Origin of the sequence: Mycobacterium sp. WMMD1722 (genome assembly GCF_049315205.1) — a bacterium.
GTDB lineage: Bacteria > Actinomycetota > Actinomycetes > Mycobacteriales > Mycobacteriaceae > Mycobacterium.
In genome coordinates this window covers 4,464,067-4,488,747 of the sequence record NZ_CP186056.1, presented here as the reverse complement: position 1 = coordinate 4,488,747, position 24,681 = coordinate 4,464,067, and the positions used below count along the sequence as shown (strand labels likewise).

At 66.6% G+C, this 24,681-nt stretch carries 23 protein-coding genes; 6 read left to right on the top strand and 17 right to left on the bottom strand.

Annotated elements, in window-relative coordinates:
* Nucleotides 1–5: 5 nt before the first annotated feature.
* From ACN27E_RS21565 to ACN27E_RS21510, 12 genes are all read right to left on the bottom strand, one after another.
* The gene (locus ACN27E_RS21565) at nucleotides 6–500 is read right to left on the bottom strand and encodes a mammalian cell entry protein (RefSeq protein ID WP_422744565.1); all 495 of its coding nucleotides are present in this window, start codon (nucleotides 498–500) and stop codon (nucleotides 6–8) included.
* On the bottom strand, nucleotides 500–1,189 hold the full coding sequence (locus ACN27E_RS21560) for a mammalian cell entry protein (protein ID WP_422744564.1): 690 nt from the start codon (nucleotides 1,187–1,189) through the stop codon (nucleotides 500–502). Before ACN27E_RS21560 ends, ACN27E_RS21565 begins: the two co-directional genes overlap by 1 nt.
* 14 nt (nucleotides 1,190–1,203) lie before the next feature.
* The gene (locus ACN27E_RS21555) at nucleotides 1,204–2,952 is read right to left on the bottom strand and encodes an MCE family protein (protein ID WP_422744562.1); all 1,749 of its coding nucleotides are present in this window, start codon (nucleotides 2,950–2,952) and stop codon (nucleotides 1,204–1,206) included.
* Complete coding sequence (locus ACN27E_RS21550; protein WP_422744561.1) at nucleotides 2,952–4,148, bottom strand: MCE family protein; 1,197 nt, start codon at nucleotides 4,146–4,148, stop codon at nucleotides 2,952–2,954. Before ACN27E_RS21550 ends, ACN27E_RS21555 begins: the two co-directional genes overlap by 1 nt.
* The gene (locus tag ACN27E_RS21545) at nucleotides 4,145–5,497 is read right to left on the bottom strand and encodes an MCE family protein (RefSeq protein ID WP_422744559.1); all 1,353 of its coding nucleotides are present in this window, start codon (nucleotides 5,495–5,497) and stop codon (nucleotides 4,145–4,147) included. The genes ACN27E_RS21550 and ACN27E_RS21545 overlap by 4 nt, the downstream gene beginning before the upstream one ends.
* A 14-nt stretch (nucleotides 5,498–5,511) precedes the next feature.
* The gene (locus ACN27E_RS21540) at nucleotides 5,512–6,570 is read right to left on the bottom strand and encodes an MCE family protein (protein ID WP_422744558.1); all 1,059 of its coding nucleotides are present in this window, start codon (nucleotides 6,568–6,570) and stop codon (nucleotides 5,512–5,514) included.
* A complete protein-coding gene (locus tag ACN27E_RS21535; protein ID WP_422744557.1) occupies nucleotides 6,563–7,597 on the bottom strand; it encodes an MCE family protein in 1,035 nt (344 codons plus the stop codon). Before ACN27E_RS21535 ends, ACN27E_RS21540 begins: the two co-directional genes overlap by 8 nt.
* Nucleotides 7,597–8,799: an MCE family protein gene (locus ACN27E_RS21530; protein ID WP_422744555.1), complete on the bottom strand. Its 1,203-nt coding sequence runs from the start codon at nucleotides 8,797–8,799 to the stop codon at nucleotides 7,597–7,599. Before ACN27E_RS21530 ends, ACN27E_RS21535 begins: the two co-directional genes overlap by 1 nt.
* A 6-nt stretch (nucleotides 8,800–8,805) precedes the next feature.
* Nucleotides 8,806–9,648 carry an MlaE family ABC transporter permease gene (locus ACN27E_RS21525; protein ID WP_422744553.1) on the bottom strand — a complete coding sequence of 281 codons (843 nt, stop codon included), beginning with the start codon at nucleotides 9,646–9,648 and terminating at the stop codon, nucleotides 8,806–8,808.
* 2 nt (nucleotides 9,649–9,650) lie between these two features.
* The gene (locus ACN27E_RS21520; protein WP_422744552.1) at nucleotides 9,651–10,415 is read right to left on the bottom strand and encodes an MlaE family ABC transporter permease; all 765 of its coding nucleotides are present in this window, start codon (nucleotides 10,413–10,415) and stop codon (nucleotides 9,651–9,653) included.
* Nucleotides 10,416–10,675: 260 nt separating this feature from the next.
* Nucleotides 10,676–11,617 (bottom strand): 3-oxoacyl-ACP reductase, encoded by a 942-nt coding sequence (locus ACN27E_RS21515; protein WP_422750037.1) that lies wholly within the window; start codon nucleotides 11,615–11,617, stop codon nucleotides 10,676–10,678.
* A gap of 4 nt (nucleotides 11,618–11,621) precedes the next feature.
* Nucleotides 11,622–11,813: a ferredoxin gene (locus ACN27E_RS21510; protein ID WP_422744550.1), complete on the bottom strand. Its 192-nt coding sequence runs from the start codon at nucleotides 11,811–11,813 to the stop codon at nucleotides 11,622–11,624.
* Nucleotides 11,814–11,992: 179 nt separating this feature from the next.
* On the opposite strand from ACN27E_RS21510, the gene ACN27E_RS21505 reads away from it, so the two are divergent.
* The 4 genes from ACN27E_RS21505 (at nucleotide 11,993) to ACN27E_RS21490 (ending at nucleotide 16,636) form a co-directional block, all read left to right on the top strand.
* Nucleotides 11,993–13,174, top strand: coding sequence for an acyl-CoA dehydrogenase family protein (locus ACN27E_RS21505; protein WP_422750035.1), 1,182 nt, complete (start codon nucleotides 11,993–11,995; stop codon nucleotides 13,172–13,174).
* A 17-nt stretch (nucleotides 13,175–13,191) separates the two neighbouring features.
* Complete coding sequence (locus ACN27E_RS21500) at nucleotides 13,192–14,289, top strand: acyl-CoA dehydrogenase family protein (protein WP_422744548.1); 1,098 nt, start codon at nucleotides 13,192–13,194, stop codon at nucleotides 14,287–14,289.
* Between the two features lie 2 nt (nucleotides 14,290–14,291).
* On the top strand, nucleotides 14,292–15,806 hold the full coding sequence (fadD17, locus tag ACN27E_RS21495) for a long-chain-fatty-acid--CoA ligase FadD17 (RefSeq protein WP_422744546.1): 1,515 nt from the start codon (nucleotides 14,292–14,294) through the stop codon (nucleotides 15,804–15,806).
* Between the two features lie 119 nt (nucleotides 15,807–15,925).
* Nucleotides 15,926–16,636, top strand: a complete 711-nt coding sequence (locus ACN27E_RS21490) for an LpqN/LpqT family lipoprotein (RefSeq protein ID WP_422744544.1) — start codon at nucleotides 15,926–15,928, stop codon at nucleotides 16,634–16,636.
* 28 nt (nucleotides 16,637–16,664) lie between these two features.
* On the opposite strand, the gene ACN27E_RS21485 is transcribed toward ACN27E_RS21490, so the two are convergent.
* Both ACN27E_RS21485 and ACN27E_RS21480 read right to left on the bottom strand, forming a co-directional pair.
* Nucleotides 16,665–17,795 (bottom strand): NAD(P)H-dependent flavin oxidoreductase, encoded by a 1,131-nt coding sequence (locus tag ACN27E_RS21485; RefSeq protein ID WP_422750034.1) that lies wholly within the window; start codon nucleotides 17,793–17,795, stop codon nucleotides 16,665–16,667.
* Nucleotides 17,796–17,797: 2 nt separating this feature from the next.
* Nucleotides 17,798–19,453: an acyl-CoA synthetase gene (locus tag ACN27E_RS21480; protein WP_422744543.1), complete on the bottom strand. Its 1,656-nt coding sequence runs from the start codon at nucleotides 19,451–19,453 to the stop codon at nucleotides 17,798–17,800.
* Nucleotides 19,454–19,522: 69 nt separating this feature from the next.
* Here ACN27E_RS21480 and ACN27E_RS21475 point away from each other — a divergent pair, with 69 nt between their 5' ends.
* Together ACN27E_RS21475 and ACN27E_RS21470 are read left to right on the top strand one after the other, a co-directional pair.
* Complete coding sequence (locus ACN27E_RS21475; RefSeq protein WP_422744541.1) at nucleotides 19,523–20,323, top strand: crotonase/enoyl-CoA hydratase family protein; 801 nt, start codon at nucleotides 19,523–19,525, stop codon at nucleotides 20,321–20,323.
* Between the two features lie 106 nt (nucleotides 20,324–20,429).
* Nucleotides 20,430–21,269 (top strand): hypothetical protein, encoded by an 840-nt coding sequence (locus tag ACN27E_RS21470; RefSeq protein WP_422744540.1) that lies wholly within the window; start codon nucleotides 20,430–20,432, stop codon nucleotides 21,267–21,269.
* A 38-nt stretch (nucleotides 21,270–21,307) separates the two neighbouring features.
* Here the strand turns inward: ACN27E_RS21470 and ACN27E_RS21465 are convergent, their stop codons facing one another.
* From ACN27E_RS21465 to ACN27E_RS21455, 3 genes are read right to left on the bottom strand one after another with little or no spacing between them, the layout of a single operon-like run.
* Nucleotides 21,308–22,681: an MFS transporter gene (locus ACN27E_RS21465; RefSeq protein WP_422744539.1), complete on the bottom strand. Its 1,374-nt coding sequence runs from the start codon at nucleotides 22,679–22,681 to the stop codon at nucleotides 21,308–21,310.
* Nucleotides 22,682–22,692: 11 nt separating this feature from the next.
* Nucleotides 22,693–23,916: a cytochrome P450 gene (locus tag ACN27E_RS21460; RefSeq protein ID WP_422744538.1), complete on the bottom strand. Its 1,224-nt coding sequence runs from the start codon at nucleotides 23,914–23,916 to the stop codon at nucleotides 22,693–22,695.
* Nucleotides 23,913–24,593 carry an acetoacetate decarboxylase family protein gene (locus ACN27E_RS21455; protein WP_422750032.1) on the bottom strand — a complete coding sequence of 227 codons (681 nt, stop codon included), beginning with the start codon at nucleotides 24,591–24,593 and terminating at the stop codon, nucleotides 23,913–23,915. Before ACN27E_RS21455 ends, ACN27E_RS21460 begins: the two co-directional genes overlap by 4 nt.
* Nucleotides 24,594–24,681: the final 88 nt, after the last annotated feature.

The following is a 24,681-nucleotide window of genomic DNA, read 5'->3' as shown; positions in this document are numbered from 1 at the left end:
CCGAGTTAGATCGGTGCGATGTAGTCGATCATCCACTTGCCGTCGACCTTGGTGTAATCGACGCGCAGACGGCTGCCGTCGTACACCGGCTTACCACCCTTTTCGGTGACCGTCCGGTTCAGGAACACCATGACCTGAGCCGAATCCCGTTGCGCGCTCAGCACACCCACACCGACGACGTTGGCCTGACTGACCACCTGCCGCTCCCTGGCCTGCGGGATGATGTCCTTGGTGGCGCGGTCGCGGAACTCCTGCCGGAAATCGGGTGCGAGCAGATCGTATGCCTCGGTGAGACTGCGCTCCACCGTCTGGTAGTCGTACCCGAACACCTTCGGGATCTGCTCGGCGGCAAGAGGTTCTAACGCCGCTCGCGCGTCCTGCGCACCCTTGGTCTCGACCCGCTGCCAGTAGAGCCACCCGCCGGCGCCGGCCAGCACCACGAACGCCACAGCGCACAGCACGCTCAGCGACCCGATCAACCGGGTGGACCACTTGCCCATCAGTTGCCACCGTCGGGGTACTTGAGGTCGTATCCGGTCATGTGACCGTTGTCGTCCTCGTGGACGATGATTCGCAACCGGTAGGGCTGCGAGGGCTTGTTGGTGCCGTCGATGTCGGTGACCGTCACCCGCACCGACACCAGCACCGCGGCGTTGTCGCTGACCTCGTCGATCTTCTCCAGTGCCGCGCCGTTGATCACGGCCTCCGAGCTGGCCTGGGTATCCCGGAAGATCGCCTTGAGGTTGTCGACGTTGTTGTTCTGGCTGAGCATGTCGCGCAGTGGGCCGCTGGTGCCGTCGACGAAGCGGTTCACGCTCTCGTCGATGTCGTCCTGGGTGTAGCTGAACATATTGATCGCGGTCTGCGATGCGGTGTCAACGAACCGCTGTTCGCGCGCCGCCTTGGCCTCGGCATCCCGCTGCTGGCCACCGAGTACCAGCACACCCGCGGTGAGTGCAGCCAGCGCCACCCCCACCACCGCCAGCGCAACCGCCGCCACCAGCGTCCGGTGCGACTGCCGCCGAGGCGGCGGGCCCGCGGGCCGGACACTGCGGACCCGGGTGAGCGGGGGCGTCGCGCCCGTGTTCACCCCACCCGAGGTGTCGTTGCCGTTGCCCTTGGCCGGTCCGGCCGCGCGCGACGCACGACGCCGCGCGGGCTTCGTCGCCGAAGCCGCGTCGTCTGCCATCAAGTCCTGCCTATCTACATCTGCTTCGGGGCCATCATCAGATCCGCCCAGGTCTCCGCAGGCGCCAGTGTGTCAGCGCCCGAGGCGAACACGCCAGTCCCGCCCTGGGGATCGGCGAAGGCTCCGGTTCTGGAGTCGTAGCTGGTCATCGCCGGACCGCTGGCCATCGGCGCCTCCGCGGGTAGCGGAGGCCCGCCGGGCAGCGGCACCCCGTTGAGCGAATTGCCCGGCGGAATCGGCGGCGGCGGCGCGGGAACCGCGGGCGGCGCGGGAGCCGGGGGCGAGCCAGGAGCCGGGGGCACCGGCCTGCCGTACGGCGGCGCAACCTGATCGGGCGGCGCGTAATACGGCAGCGGGGGCGGCATACCGGGGTCGCTCGGCGGCACCGGAAGCGGGAACGGCGCGTGGGGCGCGGGCCCCGGCCCGGCGGGGACCCCGGGCGGCAGCTGCACCAGTGGCGGGCCGGGGTCCGGGTCGATCTGCGGCGGGATGAACGGGAACTTGTTCATGGGCAGCGACATCCGCGGATCGGTGACCGGTGTGTCGAGCGGCACCGGCGGTCCCCGCCACGGGTTGGTGCCGATCGGCACGAACCCCGCCGGGTCGCGGCACAGCTGCACCGTGGGTGCCCGCTTACCCGGGAACTCCTGGCACGGATAGTTGCGGGCGCCGCGCACGACCGTGGGGTCGTTCTGCGGCGCCTTGCAGTACAGATCCCCCGGCAGATCACGCAGCGTGGTATCGGCGGGTGAGCGGATCGTCGTCGGCGGCAGGAAACCGGTGGAACACGTCGGCGGGTCGTTCAGGTGGATCTTGAAGTCGAGCTTGCCGCCCTCGTCGGCCGGCACCCCGCCGGCGACGGTGTTCAGACCCGCCATCAGGGCGGGGAAGATGACCAGCGCCTGTTCGATCGACTTGTGGTAGATCACCCCGATCCGCCCCAAGTTGGCGAGATTTGCGGCCAGCACCGGGAACGTCGGCCGGATGCCCGCGAATGTCGTATTCGCCACCTCGGTCGTGCCCGGAACGGTCTGCAGGGTCGATCGCAGCTGCGAATCGGCGCCCGCGACGTTGCCGGTCAGTCGCGCCAGACCATCGGCAAGTGATCGGATGTCGTCGCCACTGCGAATCTGGCTGTCGAGGAACGGACCCGCCTGATCGATCAGCGCCATCGTCTGACCCGCGTTCGCATTCGCCTCGTCGATCAAGTCTCTCGACGACTGCAGGAGACGGGACAGCTCCGGCCCGGTTCCGTTGAAGGCGTTGAACGTCTCACCCAACAGATCTCGCAAGCGGCTGTTGCCCACACTGCTGACCAGTCTGTCGGCTTCCTCGAGCATTCCCGAGATGTCCTGGCCGATGGCCGTACGGTCCATCCCGATGTCAGAGCCGTCGCGCAGCGTCGCCGACGCCGCCTTCTCCGGGGGAACCAGATCGACGTACTGCTCGCCGATCGCCGACACGCTCTTGACGGTGGCGGTCACGTTCTCGGGCACCGGAGTGTCGCTGTTGAGGCGCATGTGCGCGACGACGCCGTCGTCGGACAGGCCCACCGATTCCACCCGGCCGATGGTGACACCGCGATAGGTGACGTTGGCGTTCTCGTAGAGGCCGCCGCCCGCCACGAAATTCGCGGTCACGTCGTAGGAGCCGATCCCCACCGCCGAGGGCAGGCGCAGGTAGAACAGCGAGATCGCGCCGACGGTCAGCACGGTGACCACCGCAAAGATCGCCAGCTGTAGACGGGTGAGCCTGGTGAGCATCAGGGCGTCCCCTCGTGCTGGGTCGCGGTGCCCGGCGGAATCGTGAACGGATCGGCGGCCTGACCCGACAGGTTCGCCATCGCACCGGTCAGGAAGTCCGGCGGATTCACCACCTCAGACATGCGCTTCATGTTCGGATCCAGCCCGAGCGACGTCGTGAACACCGACTCCCCCAGCCGCCGCAGCGTCAGGTCGAAGGTCACGAAGACATTCAGGTAGTCGCCGCGTACCGCGTTGCGCAGATACTTGTAGTGGAACGGGAACGTCGGCAGGAACTCCAGATCCTTGATGAAGTCGTCGGCGTTGTCGTTGAGCGCCTTGATGACCGGGTAAAGGTCTTTGAGATCCGCAGTGAAGTCGGTTTTGGTTTCCGAAAGCATCCGCGAAGCGACGGTGGCGAAGCCGCGCAGCGCGCTGAAGGCGTCGACGATGTTGCCGCGATTCTTGTTCAGTACTTCCACAGCGGCCGGCAACGTGTCCAGTGTCCGACCCAGACTGTCCCGGCTGCGGGCCAGGATCGCCGCGAACCGGTCGATGCCCTCCATCGCGGCGATGATGTCGGTCGTCTGCCGGTCCAGTGAGCTGGTCAGCTCGGCCAGCCGCGGAATCAGATCGGCGAACGTGCCCTCACGGCCCGCCACCGCGGCGTAGGCCTCATCGGTGATGTCCTGCAGCGCGCCGAGATTGCCCTTGTTCACCACGACGCCCAGCGTCGAGAGCACCTCCTCGGTGCTGGGGTAGCGCCCCGTCCGGTCGAGCGGGATCTGCGACCCATCCTGCAGACGACCGACACCCGGCTCGTTCTTCGGCGGGGCGAGCTCGATGTGCTGAGAGCCCAGCAGCGAGGTCTGCGCCACCTTCGCCGTCGAGTTCTCGGGCAGATCGACGTTGCGGTCCAACGACACCTGGACCGCGGCGTAGAACGTTCCGTCGGAGCGCTGCACGGCGTCGATGCCCGACACACTGCCGACCGTGACGTCGTCGACCATCACCGGAGAGTTCTGCGGCAGCGTTGCCACGTCCGGCAACTGCACGGTGATCTTGTACGAACCCGCACCGTGTCCGGCGGTACCGGGCATGTTCAGGGAGTTCAATCCCCCGAACTGACAGCCGGCCAGCAGCAGCACACCGCCGCCCAATGCCGCAGTCCGCAGTCCCGTGCGGGTTGCGCTGCGCGACAGAGACGTGCGCCTCATCGGCCACCACCTTCTTCGGCGGGCAGGGGGGCAGCAGGCGGGCCGGGAGCCGGCGCCGGCGCGGATGCGGCGTCCGCGGGCGCGGACGGTAGGAACAGCGAACTGAGGTCCGCGCCCTCGGCCATCTGGGCCGGCGTCACACCGGGCGCGTTCTGCCACTGCAGATAGGGCAGCGGAGTCCTGGCCTTGGCTTCGGTCTCCGGGGTGTCGTAGATGATCTGCCCCTTGTAGGCGGTGATGCTGTTGATCGGGTGGAACAGCAGGGGCGGGAAGTTCATCGCGATGCGTTTGAACACCGGACCCATCCGCTGCCGGCAGATCTCGGCGCGTTTGAAGTTGTCCGGATTGGCGCCGACGTCGAAGGTGCCACCGCAGATGAACTGCACCGGGTTGGCGAAGTTCGGCAACGTCAACAGGCCGCCGACGGTGCCCTGGGCCGGGTTGTAGATGTTGTAGAAGTTCGCCAGGCCGTTGGGCGTGATGTGCAGGATCTGTTCGATGTCGTCGCTGTGGTCGGTGAGGATCTGAGTGAAGTCGGCCAGCTTACCCACCTGGGCGATCAACGCTTCGTTGTTGTCGCCGAGCAGTTCCCGGACGTCGACCAGCGCCTGGTTCAGGGTGCCGAGGGTGTTGTCGAGGTCGGCGGTGCTGTCGGCCAGCACCTGGGACACCGACGCGACGTGGTTACTGAACTGCACGATCTGCTCGTTGCTGTTCGACAACGCGTTGATCAGGGTCTGCAGATTGCGGACCGTGCCGAACAGATCGGTGCGGGAGTCGCCGAGCCGGCCCGCGGTCTGGGAGAGCTCACGAAGGGCCTGACGGAAGGAGTCGCCGTTGCCGTCGAAGGTGTCGGCGGCCTGGTTGACGAAACTGCTCAGCGGGCCCTGGACGTCGCCGTCCTGCGGTCCGAGTTGGCTCGACAGCGCCGTCAGCTGTTCCTTGACCTCGTCCCACTCGACCGGCACGGCTGTGCGGTCGAGGCTGATGGCACCGTCGTCGGGCATCTGAGGACCGCCGGTGTAGGCGGGCGTCAGCTGGATGAATCTGGCAGCCACCAGATTCGGCGAGATGATGAGCGCCTGCGCGTCGGCCGGCACCTTGACGCCGTTGTCGACGGTCATGGTGATCTTGACGTCCTGCGCCCTGGGCTCGATCGAGTCGATCGTCCCGACGGGCACCCCGACGATTCGCACCTCGTCGCCGGGGTACAGCCCGACGGCCGAGGTGAAATACGCCGTGAGCTTGGTCCCGCCCCGCGAGGGCCACACCAGGAAAATGCCCACCGCCAGCGTGATCACCAGAACGGCGGCCAGCGCCACCCGCGTCCAGCGGTTGCCCGTTTTCACCGAATCCCCTTGCGTCACGGCGACTTCGGCCTGATGATCAGCCGCTCGGTGATCATCCCGCGGAGATAGTCCGCGAGGCTGTCCGGCAGCTTGCCTGGCTGGAAGTAGGTGTCGAGCAACACCTCGGATATCGTCGCGGGCGGCAGACCGTAGAGGTTGATCTGGAATCCGGGACCGGAACCGACCACCTCACCGAGCGCGGTGGCATACGGCGGCAGTCGGCGCAACGCCTCACCGATGTGCTCGCGGCGCTCGAGCAGGTTGTCCATCACCAGGTTGAGCTTCTCGAGCAGGGGCCCGAACTCTTTGCGGTTGTCCGCCACGAACCCGGACAGCTGCGCGGAGACGTCGTCGATGCCGCCGATCAGCTGGCTCAGTGCCTGGCGTCGCTGGTCGAGTGCCGCGAAGAGCAGGTTGCCATCGGTGATGAGCTGGTTCACCTGTCCCGACCGCTGCGCCAAGGTGTCCGACACCCGCTTGGCCCGGCCCAGCAGCTGGGCCAACGCCTCGTCGCGGGCATTGAGGCTGCGCGACAGATTCGCCACCCCGTCCAACGCGCCGCGCAGCTGCGGGGTGGCTTCCTTGAGCGAATCGGTGAGGGTCTGCAGGGCCTGCTCGAAGCGGGGTTTGTCGAGTTCGCCGACATTTCCGCCGAGATCCTGCAGCGCGGTGTTGAGGGTGTACGGGGTGGTGGTGCGTCCCAGCGGAATCGACGTCACCGACCCCGAACCCTGCGGGGTGACCGCCAGGGACTTCTCACCCAGCACGGTGTCGGTCTTGATCGCCACCAGTGACTGGTCGCCGACCCGAACGTCGCGGTTGACGGTGAAGTTCACCCTCGCGGTGTCACCGGCGAGCGACACTCCGGTGACCTTGCCGACGGTGATGCCCGAGACGTTGACCACGCTGCCGGCGGTGATGCCGGCGGCGTCGGTGAAATACGCCTCGTAGGGCTTGCCCTGCGGCCAGAACGGGAGATTGGTGTAGCCGAAGGAGACGAGCACCAGGCACACGACCACCGCGATGCCGAAGATGCCGGTCCGCAACGGATTCGAACTGTCGGGTCTAGCCACGCTCGGAGCACCTCCCCTTCGAGGGGTCCGACGGTCCGCCGAACGGGATCAGGATGTCGCTGCCCGCCGGGCCGTTGATCTTCATCCGGATCGAGCAGTAGTAGATGTTGAAGAACGAACCGTACGCGCCGAGAGCGTTGAGCCGCAGGTAGTTCTCGGCCAGCGGCTCGATCACCTTGTTGACGTCACCCTTGCGCTCGTCGAGCCGCTGGGCGAGCGGACGGGTGTTCTCGATGATGGCCTGCAGCGGTCGCCGGGAGCTCTGCAGCATCTCGGTGAGATCGTTGGTGGCCGACGCGAGCGGCGGGATGGCGCCGGCGATCGGATCACGACCCTCGGCCAGCCCGGTCACCAGCTGTTGCAGCTGATCGACGCTCTTGTCGAACTGTGCGCCCTTCTCGTCCACAGTGCCCAGCACCGTATTGAGGTTGTTGATCACATCGCCGATCAGCTGATCGCGCGCCGCGAGGTTCTGGCTGAACGAACTGGTGCTGGCGAGCATGTTGGCCAGTGCGCCGCCCTTACCCTGCAGCATCTCGATCACCGCGCCGCTGATCTCGTTGATCTTCGCGCCGTCGAGCCCTTTGAGAACCGGCTTGAGCCCGCCGAGCAGAGCATCGAGATCCAGTGCGGGCTGGGTGTTGGACAGCGGGATGGTCGCGCCGGGGGGCAGCTTGCGCAGCTCACCCGGGCCAGAGGTGATCTCGAGATACCGGTCGCCGACGAGGTTCTCGTACCGCACGACCGCCCGCGTGGACGAGTAGAGCTGGTACTTGTCGTTGACGTCGAACTCGACGTCAACGGTGTTGTCGGAGTTGAGTGTCAGGCCCTTGACGGTGCCGACCGGGACACCGGCGATGCGGACGTCCTGCCCGGCCTTGAGGCGCGATGCCTCGGTGAAGTTCGCGTGGAAGGTGTGGCCCGATGCGAATCGGAATTCGCCGAACACCACGACGAGTGCGCCGGCCACGAGCAGCATCACCACGGTGAAGATGCTGACGTTGAGCAGGGTCCGGTCGCGGTTCATCAGAAGTCGTCCTTCTCGGCGAAGGCGCCGTTGAACAGGAACTGAACCGTCGACGGTGCGTCGAACTGCAGTTCGGTGTTCGGCTGATAGGGCACGTAGGCGTTGTCGGTGACGAGGAACGGGGTGTGGTACCAGGACCCGCCGAACTGCTTGCTCGGTGGGCTCGGCAGTCCGCGGCAGTTCGGGCCACCGGAGGCGTTCACGATCGGCAGGCTCTCCGGGTAGGTGTAGGCGGGAGCGCCCGGGAGGAAGTTCGACGAGACGAACAGGCCCGGACGGATTCCGCCGATGATCGGCGCGAACCGGTCCACACCCACCGAGACACCCTGCAGGATGCAGCCGATCTCCGGGGAATACTCACCGGCCACCTTCAAGGGCGCCCGCAACCGCTGGATCGCGGCGATGTAGTTGTCGGCCGCCGGCTCGAGGGTGGCGGTGCCGTTGTCGGCCAGACCGGTGGCCGCGAGCAGCGTCCTGTTCAAATTGTCCTGCTGATCGACCAGGGTGTTGCTGATCGTGGGCGCGTTGTCGAACACCCGCACCAGATCCGGCGCCGCGTCGGCGTAGATGTTGCCCACCTCGGCGGTCCGGCGGAAGTCCTCCTGCAGCGTGGGCAGTTTCGGATTGAGCTGCTGCAGATAGGACGACAGCCCCGACAATGTCGCGCCGAGATCGTCACCGTTTCCGCGCAGCCCCTCCGCGAGCGCGCTCATCGTGGCATTCAGGTTGATGGGGTCGATCTTGTCCAAGGTGTCGGTGAGGGTCTGGAAAAGCGTATTGACCTCGAGCTGGACGTCGCCGGCCTGCACCTCGGCGCCCGGGCGGATCGACGACTGCTGGGGCTGCTCGGGCGGGATGAATTCGACGGCCTTTGCGCCGAACACCGTGGTACCGGCGATGCGCACCCGGGCGTTCGACGGGATGTAGCGCATCTCGTCGCTGCGGATCGCCAGGGTCAACTTGGCCTGGTCACCGGCGTACTCGATGGACTTCACCTCACCGACCTGGATGCCGCGGTACTTGACCTTGGCGTCGGTGTCCATCACCAGACCCGCACGCGGGGAGAGCACGGTGACGGTCTCGGTCGAGGTGAACGCCGCGGTGTACGACAGATAGGTCAGGACAGCTGCGGCCAACACGACCGCCGCGAGGACCGCCGCGGCGATCCGGACATGACTGCGCTTCTTCTCGATATCGGCCATCTCGCCCTATCCCGACAGGTTGAAGTTGCCGGACGCGCCGTAGACGGCGAGCGAGATGAACAAGGTGATGGTGACGACCACGATCAGCGAGGTGCGCACGGCCTGGCCGACCGCGATACCCACGCCGACCGGCCCGCCCGAGGCGTTGTAGCCGTAGTAGGTGTGCACCAGCATGACCGCGATCGACATCACGATCGCCTGCAGGAACGACCACAACAGATCGCTGGGGATGAGGAACGTGTTGAAGTAGTGGTCGTAGAGACCGGCGGACTGACCGTTGATGAACACCGTCGTGAAGCGGGCGGCGAAGAATGCGGCCAGCACCGACAGCGAGTACAGCGGCACGATCGCGATGAGTCCGGCCATCAGGCGGGTGGAGACCAGGTACGACACCGAGTGCACTGCCATCGATTCCACCGCGTCGATCTCCTCGGCGACGCGCATGGCGCCGAGTTGAGCCGTGGTGCCCGCGCCGATGGTGGCCGCCAACGCGATGCCGGCGATGACCGGCGCGACGATGCGGACGTTGAGGAAGGCCGACAGGAAGCCGGTCAGCGCCTCGATACCGATGTTGCCCAGCGAGGAGTAGCCCTGCACGGCGATCACACCGCCGGAGGCGAGTGTGAGGAAGGCCGCGACGCCGACGGTTCCGCCGATCATGACCAGCGCTCCCGCGCCCATGGTCATCTCGGCGATGAGCCGGATCGTCTCCTTGCGGTAGCGAGTGAGCGCATTGGGGATGTAGCGCATGGTCTCGCCGTAGAACAGCGCCTGCTCACCGATGGTGTCGACGGCTTTGGGCGCCCACCGAAATGCCCGGCGCAACCGGACGGTCGTGTCGAAGCTCATCGCTATCGCACCAGCACTCTCACGCCGATGGCAGTCATGATCACGTTGATCACGAACAGGCAGATGAACGCGTACACCACGGTCTCGTTCACGGCGATGCCGACGCCCTTGGGGCCGCCCTGCACCGTCAGGCCGCGGTAGCAGCCCACCAGACCCGCGACGACCCCGAACAGCAGTGCCTTGATCTCAGCGAGAACGAGCTCGCCCAGGCCGGTCAGCACGGTCAAGCCGTTGATGAACGAACCGGGATTGACCCCTTGCAGGAAGACGGAGAAGACGTATCCCCCGGCCAGGCCGATCGCGCACACCAGGCCGTTGAGCAGCAGCGCCACGAAGGTGGAGGCAAGCACACGCGGTACCACGAGCCGCTGGATCGGGTCGATTCCGAGCACCCGCATGGCGTCGATCTCTTCGCGGATGGTGCGTGCACCGAGGTCGGCGCAGATCGCTGTCGCACCGGCGCCCGCGACCACCAACACCGTCACCACCGGTCCCAGCTGGGTGATGGTGCCGAATGCGGTGCCCGCGCCGGACAGATCCGCCGCACCGATCTCCCGCAGCAGGATGTTGAGTGTGAAGGCGACCAGCACCGTGAACGGGATGGCGACCAACAGCGTCGGGATCAGCGACACCCTGGCGATCATCCAGGTCTGATCCAGGAATTCGCGGAACTGGAATGGCCGGCGGAAAATCTTGACGAAGGTGTCGATCGACATCTCGACGAAGCCGCCCACCGCCCGCGCCGGTGCCGCGAGTTGCTCGATCAACCTCGGCTCCGTTCTCGGCTAGGGATGCGTCGGATCACGTCCACGGCGAAGAGTGCACAACCCCTTGCCAAGTCGGCTTTCCCACCCCTGTGTTCAACGCTGCTCTGCGTGAGCCGGATCATACTAACTAGAACACGTTCGCAGTGTCAAAGATGGACAAATACCGCGATCAAACGCTGAAATTGCAGGTCAGAGCACTTGTGACGCAGGTCATTCTGAAACGTGTTCTAGTAGCCGTCGGCCGCTGACAACCGAGACTGTCAGTCTCGGCTCTCCATCAACTCAGTGGCGGAGAAGCCACGCTCGGGATCGCGGCCAGCAAAGTATTCGCGCAGCGTTGTCCCGAGGTCGGCGGGGTCCCACGCCGCGCCGTCCGCGGTGAAGTGGGTCTCGGCGACCGGCGCCGCGACGAGCGTCACCTTGGGACCGTAGACGATGAACAGCTGTCCGTTGACCCCTTCGGATGCCGGAGAGGCCAGAAATCGCACAAGCGTCACAACATGGTCGGTCGACAGCGGATCCACCTGGCCGGCGTCGAGTTCGGGTGCGTCGCCGAACACTCCGGCGGTCATGGCGGTGCGGGCACGTGGGGCGATGGCGTTCGCCCGCACGCCGAACCGCTCGAGCGCACGCGCCGCCGACAGCGTCAGCGCGGTGATACCGGCCTTGGCCGCACCATAGTTCGGCTGGCCGATCGGGCCGGACAGACCGGCCTCCGAAGAGGTGTTGACGATGCGGCCGTAGACCTGACCATCACCGGCCTTCGCCTTGGCCCGCCAGTACGTCGCGGCGTTGCGGGTCAGCAGGAAGTGGCCGCGCAGGTGCACGGCGATGACGGCATCCCACTCTTCGTCACTCATGTTGAACAGGATTCGGTCTCGGGTGATCCCGGCGTTGTTGACGACGATGTCCAGACCGCCCAGCCCGTCGGCGGTCTCGACCAGTTCGTCGGCCGTCGAGCGCGCACTGATGTCCCCGGCCACCGCGATGCCCTTGGAGCCCGCCGACTCGATGGCGTCCAGCACGTCGGACTTGTCGAGTGCGCCGGCCATGTCGTTGACGACCACGGTGGCGCCCGCCGCGGCCAGGCCGATCGCCTCGGCCCGGCCGAGTCCGGCGGCGGCACCGGTCACCACGGCCACCCGCCCGGACAGGTCGGTCAGATCGTTCGCCGAAGCGCTGGGAGTGCTCAATTTATGAATACCTCTAGTCTTTGCGGATCAGGGCGGCGCGGGGGCACTCGGCGATCGACTGCTCGGCGAGGTCCTCCTGGCCGTCGGGGACCGGGTCGGCTTTCACCACCGCGTAGTCGTCGTCGTCCAGATCGAAGATGTCAGGTGCAATTCCCACGCAGACCGCGTTGCCCTCGCAGCGATCCCGGTCGACTTCCACTCGCATGACGGCTCCCTCGCACTCCTCGCGACTGCCGGTGGCAATCGCCCGGCCACAATCCGGGGTCAGAATACGACCCGCGGAAGCAGCCCGGCGACGATACCGGCCTGGACCCCCAGACTAGAACGTGTTACAACCGGGTGGGAAATACGCCCCCGAAGACCCGAGACAGTGAGGACGAGGCGATGCGGATCGGCTACACCCCCGAGCAGGAGGAGTTGCGCCGCGAGCTGCGGTCGTACTTCGCCCGTCTCATGACCCCGGAGCGGGCCGAAGCGCTGGCCTCCAACGACGGCGAGATGGGACGCGGCAACGTGTACCGCGAAACCGTCGCGCAGATGGGCAAGGACGGGTGGCTGACGCTGTCATGGCCAGAGGAGTTCGGCGGCCAGGCCCGCCCGCCGATGGACGGGCTCATCTTCACCGACGAAGCCGCCATCGCCAACGTTCCGGTGCCGTTCCTGACGATCAACAGCGTCGCGCCGACGATCATGCACTTCGGCACCGACGAACAGAAGAAGTTCTTCCTGCCCAAGATCGCCGCCGGTGAACTGCACTTCTCCATCGGCTACTCCGAGCCCGGGGCCGGCACCGACCTGGCGGCGCTGCGCACCACCGCGGTGCACGACGGCGACGACTACGTGATCAACGGGCAGAAGATGTGGACCAGCCTGATCGCCTACGCCGATTACGTGTGGTTGGCGGTGCGCACCAATCCCGAGGCCAGGAAACACCGCGGCATCTCCATGCTGATCGTCCCCACCACCGCCGAGGGCTTCTCGTGGACGCCGGTGCACACCTTGGCCGGCGTCGACACCAGCGCCACCTATTACCAGGATGTGCGCGTCCCTCAGACCGCGCTGGTGGGCGAGGAGAACGGCGGTTGGAAGCTGGTCACCAACCAGCTCAACCACGAGCGCGTCGCGCTGGTATCGGCCCAGCCGATCTATGTGGCCCTCAACGCGGTCCGGGAGTGGGCGCAGAACACCAAGGACGTGCACGGCAAACGCCTGATCGACTCGGAGTGGGTGCAGCTCAATCTCGGTCGGGTGCACGCCAAGGCCGAGGTGCTCAAGCTGATCAACTGGGAACTGGCCTCGGCGCAGGACGCCGCACCGTCACCGGCGGACGCGTCGGCAGCCAAGGTGTACGGCACCGAACTGGCGACCGAGGCCTATCGCCTGCTGATGGAGGTGCTGGGGACCTCGGCGACGCTGCGCGCGGACGCCAAGGGGGCGCTGCTGCGCGGCCGCATCGAGCGCATGCACCGGTCGGCGCTGATCCTGACCTTCGGCGGCGGTACCAACGAGATCCAGCGCGACATCATCGGCATGGTCGCGCTCGGGCTCCCCCGGGTCAATCGGTAGGGACGAGGAGACTTCGGATGGATTTCTCGACGACGGAAGCCGCCAACGACCTCGGCGGCCTGGTGCGCACCATCACCGAATCGGTGTGCACACCCGAACACCAGCGCGAACTCGACCAGCTCGAGCAGCGTTTCGACCGCGACCTGTGGCGGAAGCTGATCGACGCCGACGTGCTGTCGACCACCGCTCCGGAGGCACTCGGCGGCGGCGACTTCGGCGTCCTGGAGGAGGTCGCGGTACTGGTGGCGCTCGGACGCCAACTGGCGGCTGTGCCTTACCTGGAGTCGGTGGTGTTGGGTGCGGGCGCCCTGGCTCGATCGGGTTCGACCGAGCTCCAGCAAGATTGGGGTGCCCCCGTGGTCAGCGGCGACAAGGTGCTGGCCGTCGCCCTGGACGGTGAGATGGGACAGGGTCCCGTACGAGCCCAGACGAGCGGCTCGGGAGTTCGGCTGACCGGCTCACGCACACTGGTGGCCTACGGCCCGGTGGCCGACGCGTTCCTGGTGCCGGCCGAGACCGACGACGGCACCGGTGTCTACCTGGTGACCGCCGGCGCCCCGGGCGTCACCGTCACCCCGCTGGATACGACGGGGCTCGGCAGCGTGGGGCTGGTCGAGTTCGAAGGTGTCGAGGTCGATGAGAACAGGCGGGTGGGCGGCGAGGATCTGCTGGCTTGGCTCACCTCCCGAGCCGCCCTCGGCCGCACCGCTTTCCAGCTCGGCGTGTTGGAGCGGGCGCTCGAACTCACCGCCCTGTACGCGCGGGAGCGCGAGCAGTTCGAACGGCCGATCGGCAGCTTCCAGGCGGTGTCGGCGCGGCTTGCGGACGGCTACATCGATCTCAAGGGTCTGCGGCTCACCCTCACCCAGGCTGCGTGGCGGGTCTCGGAGGATCTGCCCTCGGATATCGACGTCAGTTCCGCGGCGTTCTGGGCCGCCGAGGCCGGCCATCGCGTCGCGCACACGACGGTGCACATCCACGGCGGCGTCGGCATCGACACCGATCACCCGGTGCACCGTTATTTCCTGGCGGCCAAGCAGACCGAGTTCGCGGTCGGGGGTGCGACCGGTCAGCTGTTGCGGATCGGCCGCGAACTGGCCGACACCCCTGTCTGAGGGTGAATGACGAAGCTCCGACGGTCACGCGGCTGCTCGAACCGCTGACCGACGTCGACGACCGCGGTGTGCGCGACGAAGACCGGTTCGTCAGTTGGCGTGCGCACATCCGGGCCGGTGCCGCCCTCGGCTCGGCCCTGCGCGCCCGTCTCGATCCGGCGCAGCCGCCGCACGTCGGTGTGCTGCTGGGCAATACCCCGTTCTTCTCCTCGGTGCTGGTGGCCGCTGCGCTGACCGGAATCGTCCCGGTGGGTCTGAATCCCACCCGGCGAGGCGCAGCGCTGGCCAGTGACATCGCCCGCGCCGACTGCCAGCTCGTGCTCGCCGACGACGACGCGTACGTACCCGAGAGCCCCGACGTGCCCACCGTCATCGACGTGACGTCACCGGGATTTCTCGCCGAGGTCGACGCGCATCTCGATGCGGCCGTGCGGTTCCCGGATCCCGATCCGGACGATCTGTTCATGCTCATCTTCACCTCGGGCACCAGTGGCGAACCCAAGGCCGTTCGGGTGACCCATGAGAAGGTGGCGTTCCCGGGCCGCATGCTCGCCGAGCGGTTCGGCCTCGGTCCCGCCGACACGTTCTACCTGTCGATGCCGCTGTTCCACTCCAATGCCGTGATGGCCGGGTGGGCGGTCGCGGTAGCGGCCGGGGGTTCGATCGCGTTGCGCCGCAAGTTCTCCGCCTCGCAGTTCATCCCGGACGTCCGCCGGTACGGCGCCACCTACGCCAACTACGTCGGCAAGCCGCTGTCGTACATCCTGGCCACCCCCGAGCGCGACGACGACGCCGACAACCCGTTGAAGTTCCTGTACGGCAACGAAGGTGCGCCGCGCGACCTCGACCGCTTCGCCGAGCGTTTCGGCGTGGTGGTGGTCGACGGTTTCGGCTCGACCGAGGGCGGGGTGTCGATCGCCCGAACGCCCGACACCCCCGACGGCGCCCTGGGACCGCTCACCGACGAGGTGGCGATCCTGGACGTCGAGACCGGCCAGCCGTGCCCACCGGGGCGGATCGGCGAGTTGGTGAACCCGAAGGGGCGCGGCCAGTTCCGCGGCTATTACCGCGACGAAGACGCCGAATCGGCGCGGATGGCCGGCGGCATGTATCACAGCGGCGACCTGGCCTATGCGGACGAGAACGGCTACATCTTCTTCGCCGGCCGGCTCGGCGACTGGATGCGCGTCGACGGCGAGAACCTCGGCACCGCACCTATCGAGCGCGTCCTGCTTCGGCATCCGGATGTCGTCGAGGCGGCGGTCTACCCCATACCGGATCCCGCCGTGGGAGACCGGGTGATGGCGGCGCTTGTCCTGCGCCCCGGTGCTCGCTTCGATGCCACCGAGTTCCGTAGTTTCCTCGGCGCGCAGCCCGATCTCGGCCCCAAACAGTGGCCGTCGTTCGTGCGGGTCGGCACGACGCTGCCGCGGACCGAGACGTTCAAGGTGATCAAGCGGCAGCTGTCGGCCGAGGGCACCGAGTGCGCCGACCCGGTCTATCCGGTGCCGCGCTGATCCGCATCCGGTCAGCCCCGCCCGACATGTAACCGAATCGTCGTCGTGATGCGTTTTCCGGTGGTCACAGGGTTAGGCTTCGCTGCGCGCGATTTCGCCCAACACCTAAGGAGTGACCCATGAGAGCTTCGGCGATGACAGGAGCGGCCGTAGCCGCCACTGCGCTGGCCATCGTCCTGTCCGGCTGCGGGTCGGGAGGTGATTCCTCCGCCGAGTCCGGCACCGCGAGCTCGTCGAGCGTCGAGAGCTCCGACACCTCCACCGAATCGAGCACGGCACAGGCGTCCGAGTCCTCGGAGGCACCCGAACCCGGCAGCACCATCGCCGACTATCTCAACGAGAACGAGATCGCCCAGGTCTCCGTCAAACCCGGCGAAGCCGGTGCCCCCACGATCGACCTGCCGACGCCGCAAGGGTGGGAGCAGAAGAACGACGGCCTGCCCGAGGGCGCCTACGGCGGCATCACCTACACCGGAGCCGACGCCTCTCCCGGCTTCCCCCCCACGATTTTCGCCTACCTGTCTCGGCTGGACGGACCGGCCGACCCCGCGGCCATCCTCGGGGCGGCACCCAACGAAATGCTCGCCCTCGACGGCTTCCAGGGCAACCCCGGCGCCCCCGAGAAGCTCAGCGGTTTCGACGCATTCGAGATCGCCGGACAGTACGACCAGGACGGCAAGCCCACCTTCGCCGCCCAGAAGACCGTCGTGATCCCCGGGACGAACACCCTGTACATGCTGCAGCTCAATGCGTATTCGACGCCCGAGCAGCAGGACAAGCTCGGCGCCGCCATGGGTCAGATTGACCAGCAGACCCAGATCACGTTCTGACGTCCGACCGCTCTCGGCGGCATCCGGTTCAGTTGTCCCGGATGCCGTCGAGGCGTTTCGACGCCTCCTCGAAGCCGCTGACCAGTTCGGCGATGATGTCGGCGACGGGCCGGATCTCGTTCATCCGCCCCACGATCTGGCCGACCGGCATCGCGACGGTGTCGGGATTGTCCGACTCGTTCATCCGCTGATGCGCCTCGCTCACCAGGATGTTCTGCAGCGGCATCGGAAGCGGCTCGGGCGCGTCCGTGGCGTCCCAGGCCTCGGTCCACTTGGTCTTGAGCAGTCGCGCGGGCTTACCGGTGTAGATACGCCGACGCACCGTGTCACCGGAGGTCGCGCGCAGCATCGCCTCCTGAATCGTGGACACACCGCTCTCCCTGCGGTGGCCGAGGTCGTATTCGGCGGAGGTGAGGAACGCCGAGCCCATCCACACGCCCGATGCACCGAGGGCGAGCGCCGCGGCGACCTGCCGTCCGGTGCCGATGCCGCCGGCCGCCAGGACGGGAGTGTCATGACCGCTTGCGCGCAGTCCGTCGACGACCTCGGGCCAGAGCACCATCGAACCGATCTCGCCGGTGTGCCCGCCGGCCTCATGGCCCTGCGCGACGACGATGTCGACACCGTTCTCGGCGTGGCGCTGAGCGTGTTTGGCGCTACCCGCCAACGCCGCGACCGGGACACCCGCCTCGTGCACCTGGTCGACGACGTCCTTGGGCGGGGACCCCAGCGCGTTGGCGATCAGTTTGATCGGGTGCTTGAGCGCCACCTCGACGTGTGAGCGCGCCACCGAATGCAGCCAGCCGAGCACACCCTCGTTGCGATCACCCTCGTCGGGCAGCGGCGGGACACCCAGATCGGCCAGCGTCTTGTCGACGAAGTCGCGGTGGCTCTGCGGGATGAGCTTGTTGATGTCGACTGCGGTGCCCTCGGTCGGGATCTTCGCGGGCATCACGATGTCGACGCCATACGGCTTACCGTCGGTGTTCTCGTCCATCCACTGCAGGACATTCTCGAGGTCGTCGGCGTCGTTGAACCGGACACATCCCAGCACACCCATGCCGCCGGCGCGGGTGACCGCGGCCGCGACCTTCTCCGAGGGGGTGAAGACGAAGATCGGGTACTCGATGCCGAAGCGTTCGCACAGTTCGGTTTTCATGCTCATGCTTCTGCTCCTGCCACATGCTTTGCGTGAACCTCGTCGGCCGGGCGGGCTTCGGTGACGTCCTTGGCCCATCGATAGTCGGGTTTACCCGCCGGTGATCGCTTGACCTCCTCGACCAGCCACAGGCTGCGGGGAACCTTGTATCCGGCGATCTCGGTACGCACGAACGCGTCGAGCTCGGCCAGGGTCGGACGAGTGCCCTCGCGGACCTGGACGACCGCCGCGACGTGCTGACCGAAGCGCGGATCCGGGACACCGACGACCAGCGCGTCGAAGACGTCCGGATGGCCCTTCAGAGCCGCCTCGACCTCTTCGGGGTAAATCTTCTCGCCACCGCTGTTGATGGACACCGATCCGCGGCCCAGCATCGTCACGGTGCCGTCGGCCTCGACCTCGGCGTAGTCGCCGGGAATCGCGTAACGAATTCCGTTAAACGTCTTGAACGTCTCGGCGGTCTTCTTCTCGTCCTTGAAATAGCCGACCGGGATGTGGCCGCACTTGGCGATGACACCGCGCTTGCCCGAACCCGGCTCGACCTCGTTGCCGTCCTCGTCGAGCACCTTGGTGTTCTTGTCGATGGTGACTCGCGGACCACCGGTGTGCGACTGGCCTTTGGCCACCACGCTGCTGCCGCCGAAACCGGTCTCCGACGAGCCGATGGAGTCGGTGATGATGCGGTTGGGCAACAGCTCGAGGAATTTCTCCTTGAGGCTGGTCGAGAAGAGCGCCGCGGTGCTCGCCAGCAGGAACAGCGACGACAGGTCGTAATGATCGCCCCCGTCCTGGTGTGCCAGCAGTGCGTCGAGCAGCGGGCGGGCCATCGCGTCGCCGGTGAAGAACAGCAGGTTGACCTTGTGGTCGTGGATCGTCTTCCAGACCTCGTCGGCGTCGAATTCTGGTGCCAGAACCACGGTTTGGCCGCCGAACAGCGCCATCCAGGTCGCCGACTGCGTCGCGCCGTGGATCATCGGCGGAATCGGGTACCGCACCATCGGCGCATTCTCGACGGCCTGCCGGGACAGGTCGTATTCGTCGGCGTACGGTTCGCCGGTGGCGAAGTCGGTGCCGCCGAACAGCACCCGGTAGATGTCCTCGTGGCGCCACATCACACCCTTGGGGAAGCCGGTGGTGCCGCCGGTGTAGAGCAGGTAGATGTCGTCTTCGCTGCGCGGCCCGAAGTCGCGTTCCGGTGAGCTCTGCGCGAGCGCGGACTCGAATTCAACTCCGCCGTAACCGGAGTAATCGTCTTCGGTGCCGTCTTCGATCACCACGACCGTCTTCACCAGCGGCGTCTCGGGCAGCACGTTGGCGACTCGGTCGGAGTAGCGACGCTCGTGTACCAGCGCCACCATGTCCGAGTTCTCGAAGAGATACTTCAGCTCGCCTTCGACGTACCGGAAGTTGACGTTGACCAGGATGGCGCCCGCCTTGACGATGCCCAGCATCGCGATGACGATCTCGATGCGGTTCCGGCAGTAGAGGCCGACCTTGTCGTCCTTCCGCACCCCCTGGTCGATCAGGTAGTGCGCGAAGCGGTTGGCCTTCTCCTCGAGTTGGCCGTAGGTCAGCTGTTGGTCGCCGCTGATCAGGGCGACGCGGTCAGGCACGGCGTCGATGGCGTGCTCGGCAAGATCGGCGATGTTCAGGGCCACGGGACCTAAACTAGAACGTGTTACATTTCGTGACAAGTCTGTGGCACCGACGCTGAGAGGCGGACACCTGTGAGTCAACCGGAAAAGGGCCCCGACGCCCTCGTTGAGCAGCGCGGACACACGCTGATCGTCACGCTGAACCGACCCGAGGCACGCAACGCCCTTTCGACCGAGATGCTCTCGATCATGGTGGATGCCTGGGACCGTGTCGACAACGATCCGGAGATCCGGTCGTGCATCCTGACCGGGGCCGGCGGCTACTTCTGCGCGGGGATGGACCTCAAGGCGGCCACGGCCCGGCCGCCGGGCGACTCGTTCAAGGACGGCAGCTACGACCCGTCGCGGATCGATGGTCTGCTCAAAGGGCGGCGCCTGACCAAACCGTTGATCGCCGCCGTCGAGGGTCCGGCCATCGCCGGCGGTACCGAGATCCTGCAGGGCACCGACATCCGCATCGCCGGCGAGAGCGCGAAGTTCGGAATCTCCGAGGCAAAATGGAGCCTTTACCCGATGGGCGGCTCCGCCGTCCGGCTGGTCCGGCAGATCCCGTACACGATTGCGTGCGATCTGCTGTTGACCGGCCGGCACATCACCGCCGCTCAGGCTCTCGAATACGGGTTGATCGGGTACGTGGTGCCCGACGGCTCGGCACTGGACAAGGCGCTCGAGATCGCCGAGGTGATCAACAACAACGGTCCGCTCGCCGTCCAGGCCATCCTGCGGTCGATTCACGAGACCGAGGGTCTGCACGAGAACGACGCGTTCAAGATCGACACCAAGATCGGCATCGAGGTGTTCCTGTCCGAGGACGCCAAGGAGGGCCCGCTGGCCTTCAAGGAGAAGCGGGCGCCGAACTTCAAGATGCGCTAGCCGGCCCGCTTCTCCACGAAAGTGAACGCACTGCGAGAATCGACGCCGATTCTCGCAGTGATTTCACACTCGCGAACGTGTCAGACGGTGCCGCGACACTGCGGGCATGGGGGAACCGTTCATCGGGAGTGAGGCCGTCGCGGCGCGTCGGCTCACGCCGTATCAGCTGCGCAGCCGCTTCGTGGCGGTGCATCCGGACGTCTACGTTCCGATCGGCACCGAACTCACGGCGGCAGGCCGGGCATCCGCCGCCTGGCTGTGGTCAAGGCGCAGAGGCGTGGTCGCCGGCCGATCGGCAGCGGCACTGCACGGCGCGAAATGGTTGCGCGACACCGCGCCCGCCGAGCTCATCTACGACAACCGGCACGTCGGTCCGGGAATCCGCACCTGGCGCGATCTCGCCGCCGCCGACGACGAGGTGAACGTGGTCGACGGCATCCGCGTGACCACTGCTGCGCGCACCGCGTTCGACATCGCGTGTCGGCGGCCCGTCGACACGGCGGTCGCGGAGATCGACGCGCTCGCCCGGGCCACCCAACTGGAGGTCGCCGACGTCGAATTGCTGGCCGACCGGTACCGAGGACGACGCGGCATCAGGGCGGCCCGAACCACACTGACTCTGGTCGACCCGGGCGCCGAATCACCCCGCGAAACCTGGCTACGGCTGCTGGTGATCCGGGCCGGCTTTCCGCCACCGACCACGCAGATCCCCGTGTACGACGAATACCGCCAACTCATCGCGGTGCTCGACATGGGCTGGGAGAACATGAAAGTCGCACTGGACTACGACGGAGCGCACCACCGCGACCCGCAGAGGTTCACCAAGGACATCCGCCGCCACGACGCCGTCACCGAACTCGGGTGGATCGACATCCGGGTCACCTCCCGGGACACCCCGGCGGTCATCGTGGACCGGCTGTCAAGGGCGTGGGCTCGGCGAGTGTGAACGCACTGCGAGAATCGACGCCGATTCTCTCGACGATTTCACACTCGCTGACCGGCCCGCAGGAACGCGTCGCCCCGCTCACGGTCCAGATAGGTGCTCGACTTGTTCTTCAGGAAGAACACATACACCACCAGCGAGATCGCGATGCAGACCGTCACGTACCCGATGAACAGCGGCACCTGATCGCGGGCCTTGAGCGCCTGGTAGATCAGCGGCGCGGTGCCACCGAACATCGAATTGGCAAGCGCGTAACCGACTCCCACACCGAGCGCCCGGACGTGCGCCGGGAACAGCTCCGACTTCACCAGCGCGTTGATCGACGTGTACCCGGTCAGGATCACATAACCGACGGCCACCAGACCGAACGAGGCCAGCGGTGAGGTGGTCTGGGGCAGATACGTGATCAGCACATAGGTGTAGAACAGGCCACCGACACCGAAGAACACCAGCAGCGGCTTACGGCCGATCCGATCGCTGAGCATTCCGCCCACCGGTTGCAGCAACATCAGGAAGATCAACCCGATCAGGTTGATCCAGGTGCCCGTCATGCCCTCGCCCTTGTACGCGGTCTTCACGATCGCCGGGGCGTTGACGCTGTAGGTGTAGAACGCGACCGTGCCCCCCAGGGTGATCAGGAAGCACATCAGCAGAGGCGTGCGATAGGTCGTGAACAGCTCACGCATCGAGCCGGCCCGCTTCTCCTGCCCCGCCTTCGCCGCCTCGATGACGTCCTCGGACAGCGACTCGTCCATAGTGCGCCGCAGCCAGAAGACCACCACCGCGGCGACGCCGCCGACGGCGAAGCCGATGCGCCAACCGAAATCGCGCAACTGGTCGTCGTCGAGGAACGCGTCGAGGATCAGCAGGGTGAACTGGGCCAGCACGTGGCCGCCAACCAGCGTGACGTACTGGAACGAGGAGAAGAAGCCGCGCCGCTCCCGGGTGGCCGCTTCCGACATGTACGTCGCCGACGTCCCGTATTCGCCGCCGGTCGCGAAGCCCTGGACCAGACGGGCCAGAATGAGGACCACCGCGGCGGCCGCGCCGATGCTGGCCTGCGACGGCACCAGCGCGATCACCGCGGAGCACAGCGCCATCAGCGACACGCTGACCGTCAGCGCCGCGCGGCGCCCACGCCGGTCGGCGAACCGGCCGAAGAACCATGATCCGACCGGCCGCATGACAAACGTGACGGCGAAGATCGCGTACACGTACACCGTGGAGTTCTTCTCGGACTCGTCGAAGAACTGGGCCTCGAAGTACGGCGCGAACACCGTGTAGATGTAGACGTCGTACCACTCGACGAGGTTGCCGGACGAGCCCCGAATGATGTTCCAGATGGCCCGGCGGGTTTGCGCGGGCGTGGAGGCAGACGGGGCAAGTCCCGGGTTTGGTGCTGACGGAGCGGTCATCGCGCCTGACGTTACGACAGCACGCGCTCCGTCGGGGTGAATACCACCGGCATGGCCTCCGGCCCGCTGACGAAGTTCGCGGGGCGCAGCGGCACCTGGGCGCTGTCGGCCAGGCGCAGATCCGGCAGCCGCTGCAGCACCTTGGTCAGCATCAACCGCAGCTCGAGCCGGGCCAGCTGGTTACCCAGACAGAAGTGGGTGCCGAAGCCGAAGGCCAGGTGGCTGTTCGGGTTCCGGTCGATGCGGAACTCATCGGGATCGCCGAAGACCGACTCGTCGAAGTTCGCCGATTCGAACATCAGCATGATCTTCTCGCCCGATTTCAGCTCGGTCCCGTGGAACTCGGTGTCGGCGGTCAGGGTTCGGCACATGTTCTTCACCGGCGACGTCCAGCGCAGCATCTCCTCGATCGCGCCGGGAAGCAGTTCGCCGGGGTTCGCGACCAGCCGCTCCCACTGATCGCGATGCCGCAACACCTGCTCGGTACCGCCGGAGAGGGTGTGCCGGGTGGTCTCGTCACCGCCGATCAGGATGAGCAGGGTCTCGAACACGATCTCGTCGTCGGTCATCCGGGAACCCTCGACCTCGGCGTTGACCAGGATCGAGAACAGGTCGTCGGTGGGTTCGGCGCGGCGTTTGGCGATCACGTCCATGGTGAACGCGGTGTACGCGGCGAAGGTGTCCATCAGCTTCTGGATCACCAGCTCGTCGACGTGGGAGCTCAACCCGCACACCAGATCGTCGGACCAGGTGAGCAGCATCTCCCGCTCGGTGGGCAGCACGCCGAGCATGTCGCCGATGACCGCCATCGGCAGCGGCGCGGCGATGTCGCGGACGAAGTCACATTCGCCGCGCTCGCACACCGCGTCGATCAGCGTGTCACACAGCCGCTCGATCGAGGGCACCTTGTCCATCACGCGTTTGCGGGTGAACCCGGAATTCACCAGCTTGCGCCGCAACAGATGCGCCGGGTCGTCCATGTCGATCATGTACGGCATGCCGGGCTGATCGGGCCGGATGCCGCCGGTCGACGAGAACAGCTCAGGGTTGCGTTCGGCGTCGAGCACCGCCTGATAGGTCGCCGCGGCGGCCAACCCGTTACGGTCGCGAAACACCGGCTGATTGGCTCGCATCCAGCGGTAGGCCTCGCGCGCGCCGCGATCGGCGTAGAAGGTGCCGTCGGTCAGGTCGACGTCGGGCCTGGAGTCGGCCGTGGTGGACAGGACCTGTGTCATCGAATCTCCCGGGCGTCACCGAATGTCATCTCAACATTGGCAGAGGACTGGCTGGCGAATGCGCGCTTCGGCAGACCGAGTGAGCGCAGTTCCTGGGCGTAGGGATGGTCACCCAACCGCAGCCGGGCTCCGCCCACGGCGACGCGCATCCCGCTGTTGCGCATCTCCCAGGGGATTTCCCGGGTCACCCCGTCCAGATGGCTGTAGGCGGTGAGCATCTGCGGACGCGCGGTGAGCGCCGACGGCAGCGGCAGCCCGGCGCCGTATTCGATTCCGGCGACCAGCTTCCCGTCGACGCTGATGTCGAAGTCGAACCGCGGGGTCTCCCGGACGCGGAACTCGGACATCACCTTGGGAAAGCCCCAGATTCGCCGGCCGGCCTCGAGGGTGAACCCCTGGTTCACGGGTAGGTGATGGATGAACGCACCCGCCTTGGCGATCGCGGCGGGTCCCTTCGCGGTCGACCCAGGCCGGTTCACCATCACGGCGGTGCCGAATTCGTGGTACTGCCCGAGATCGCCCTCGTGGTAGCGCACCAGCATGAGCATCACCACCGCGCGTCCGGACCGGTACTCGCAGACCCGCAGTCCGCTGTAGTCGATCATCCGCTGCGCCGGCTCGGCCGAGACGGAGAACATCGCGACGTGGGTGTCGGCCCTACGGATGCGGACCGGCATGGTCAGCACCGTTCCCTGGATGGTGTGCTGTGAGGTGTCGGTCACACCGTCAACTTAGAACGTGTAGTAGACACCTTGCAACAAGTGT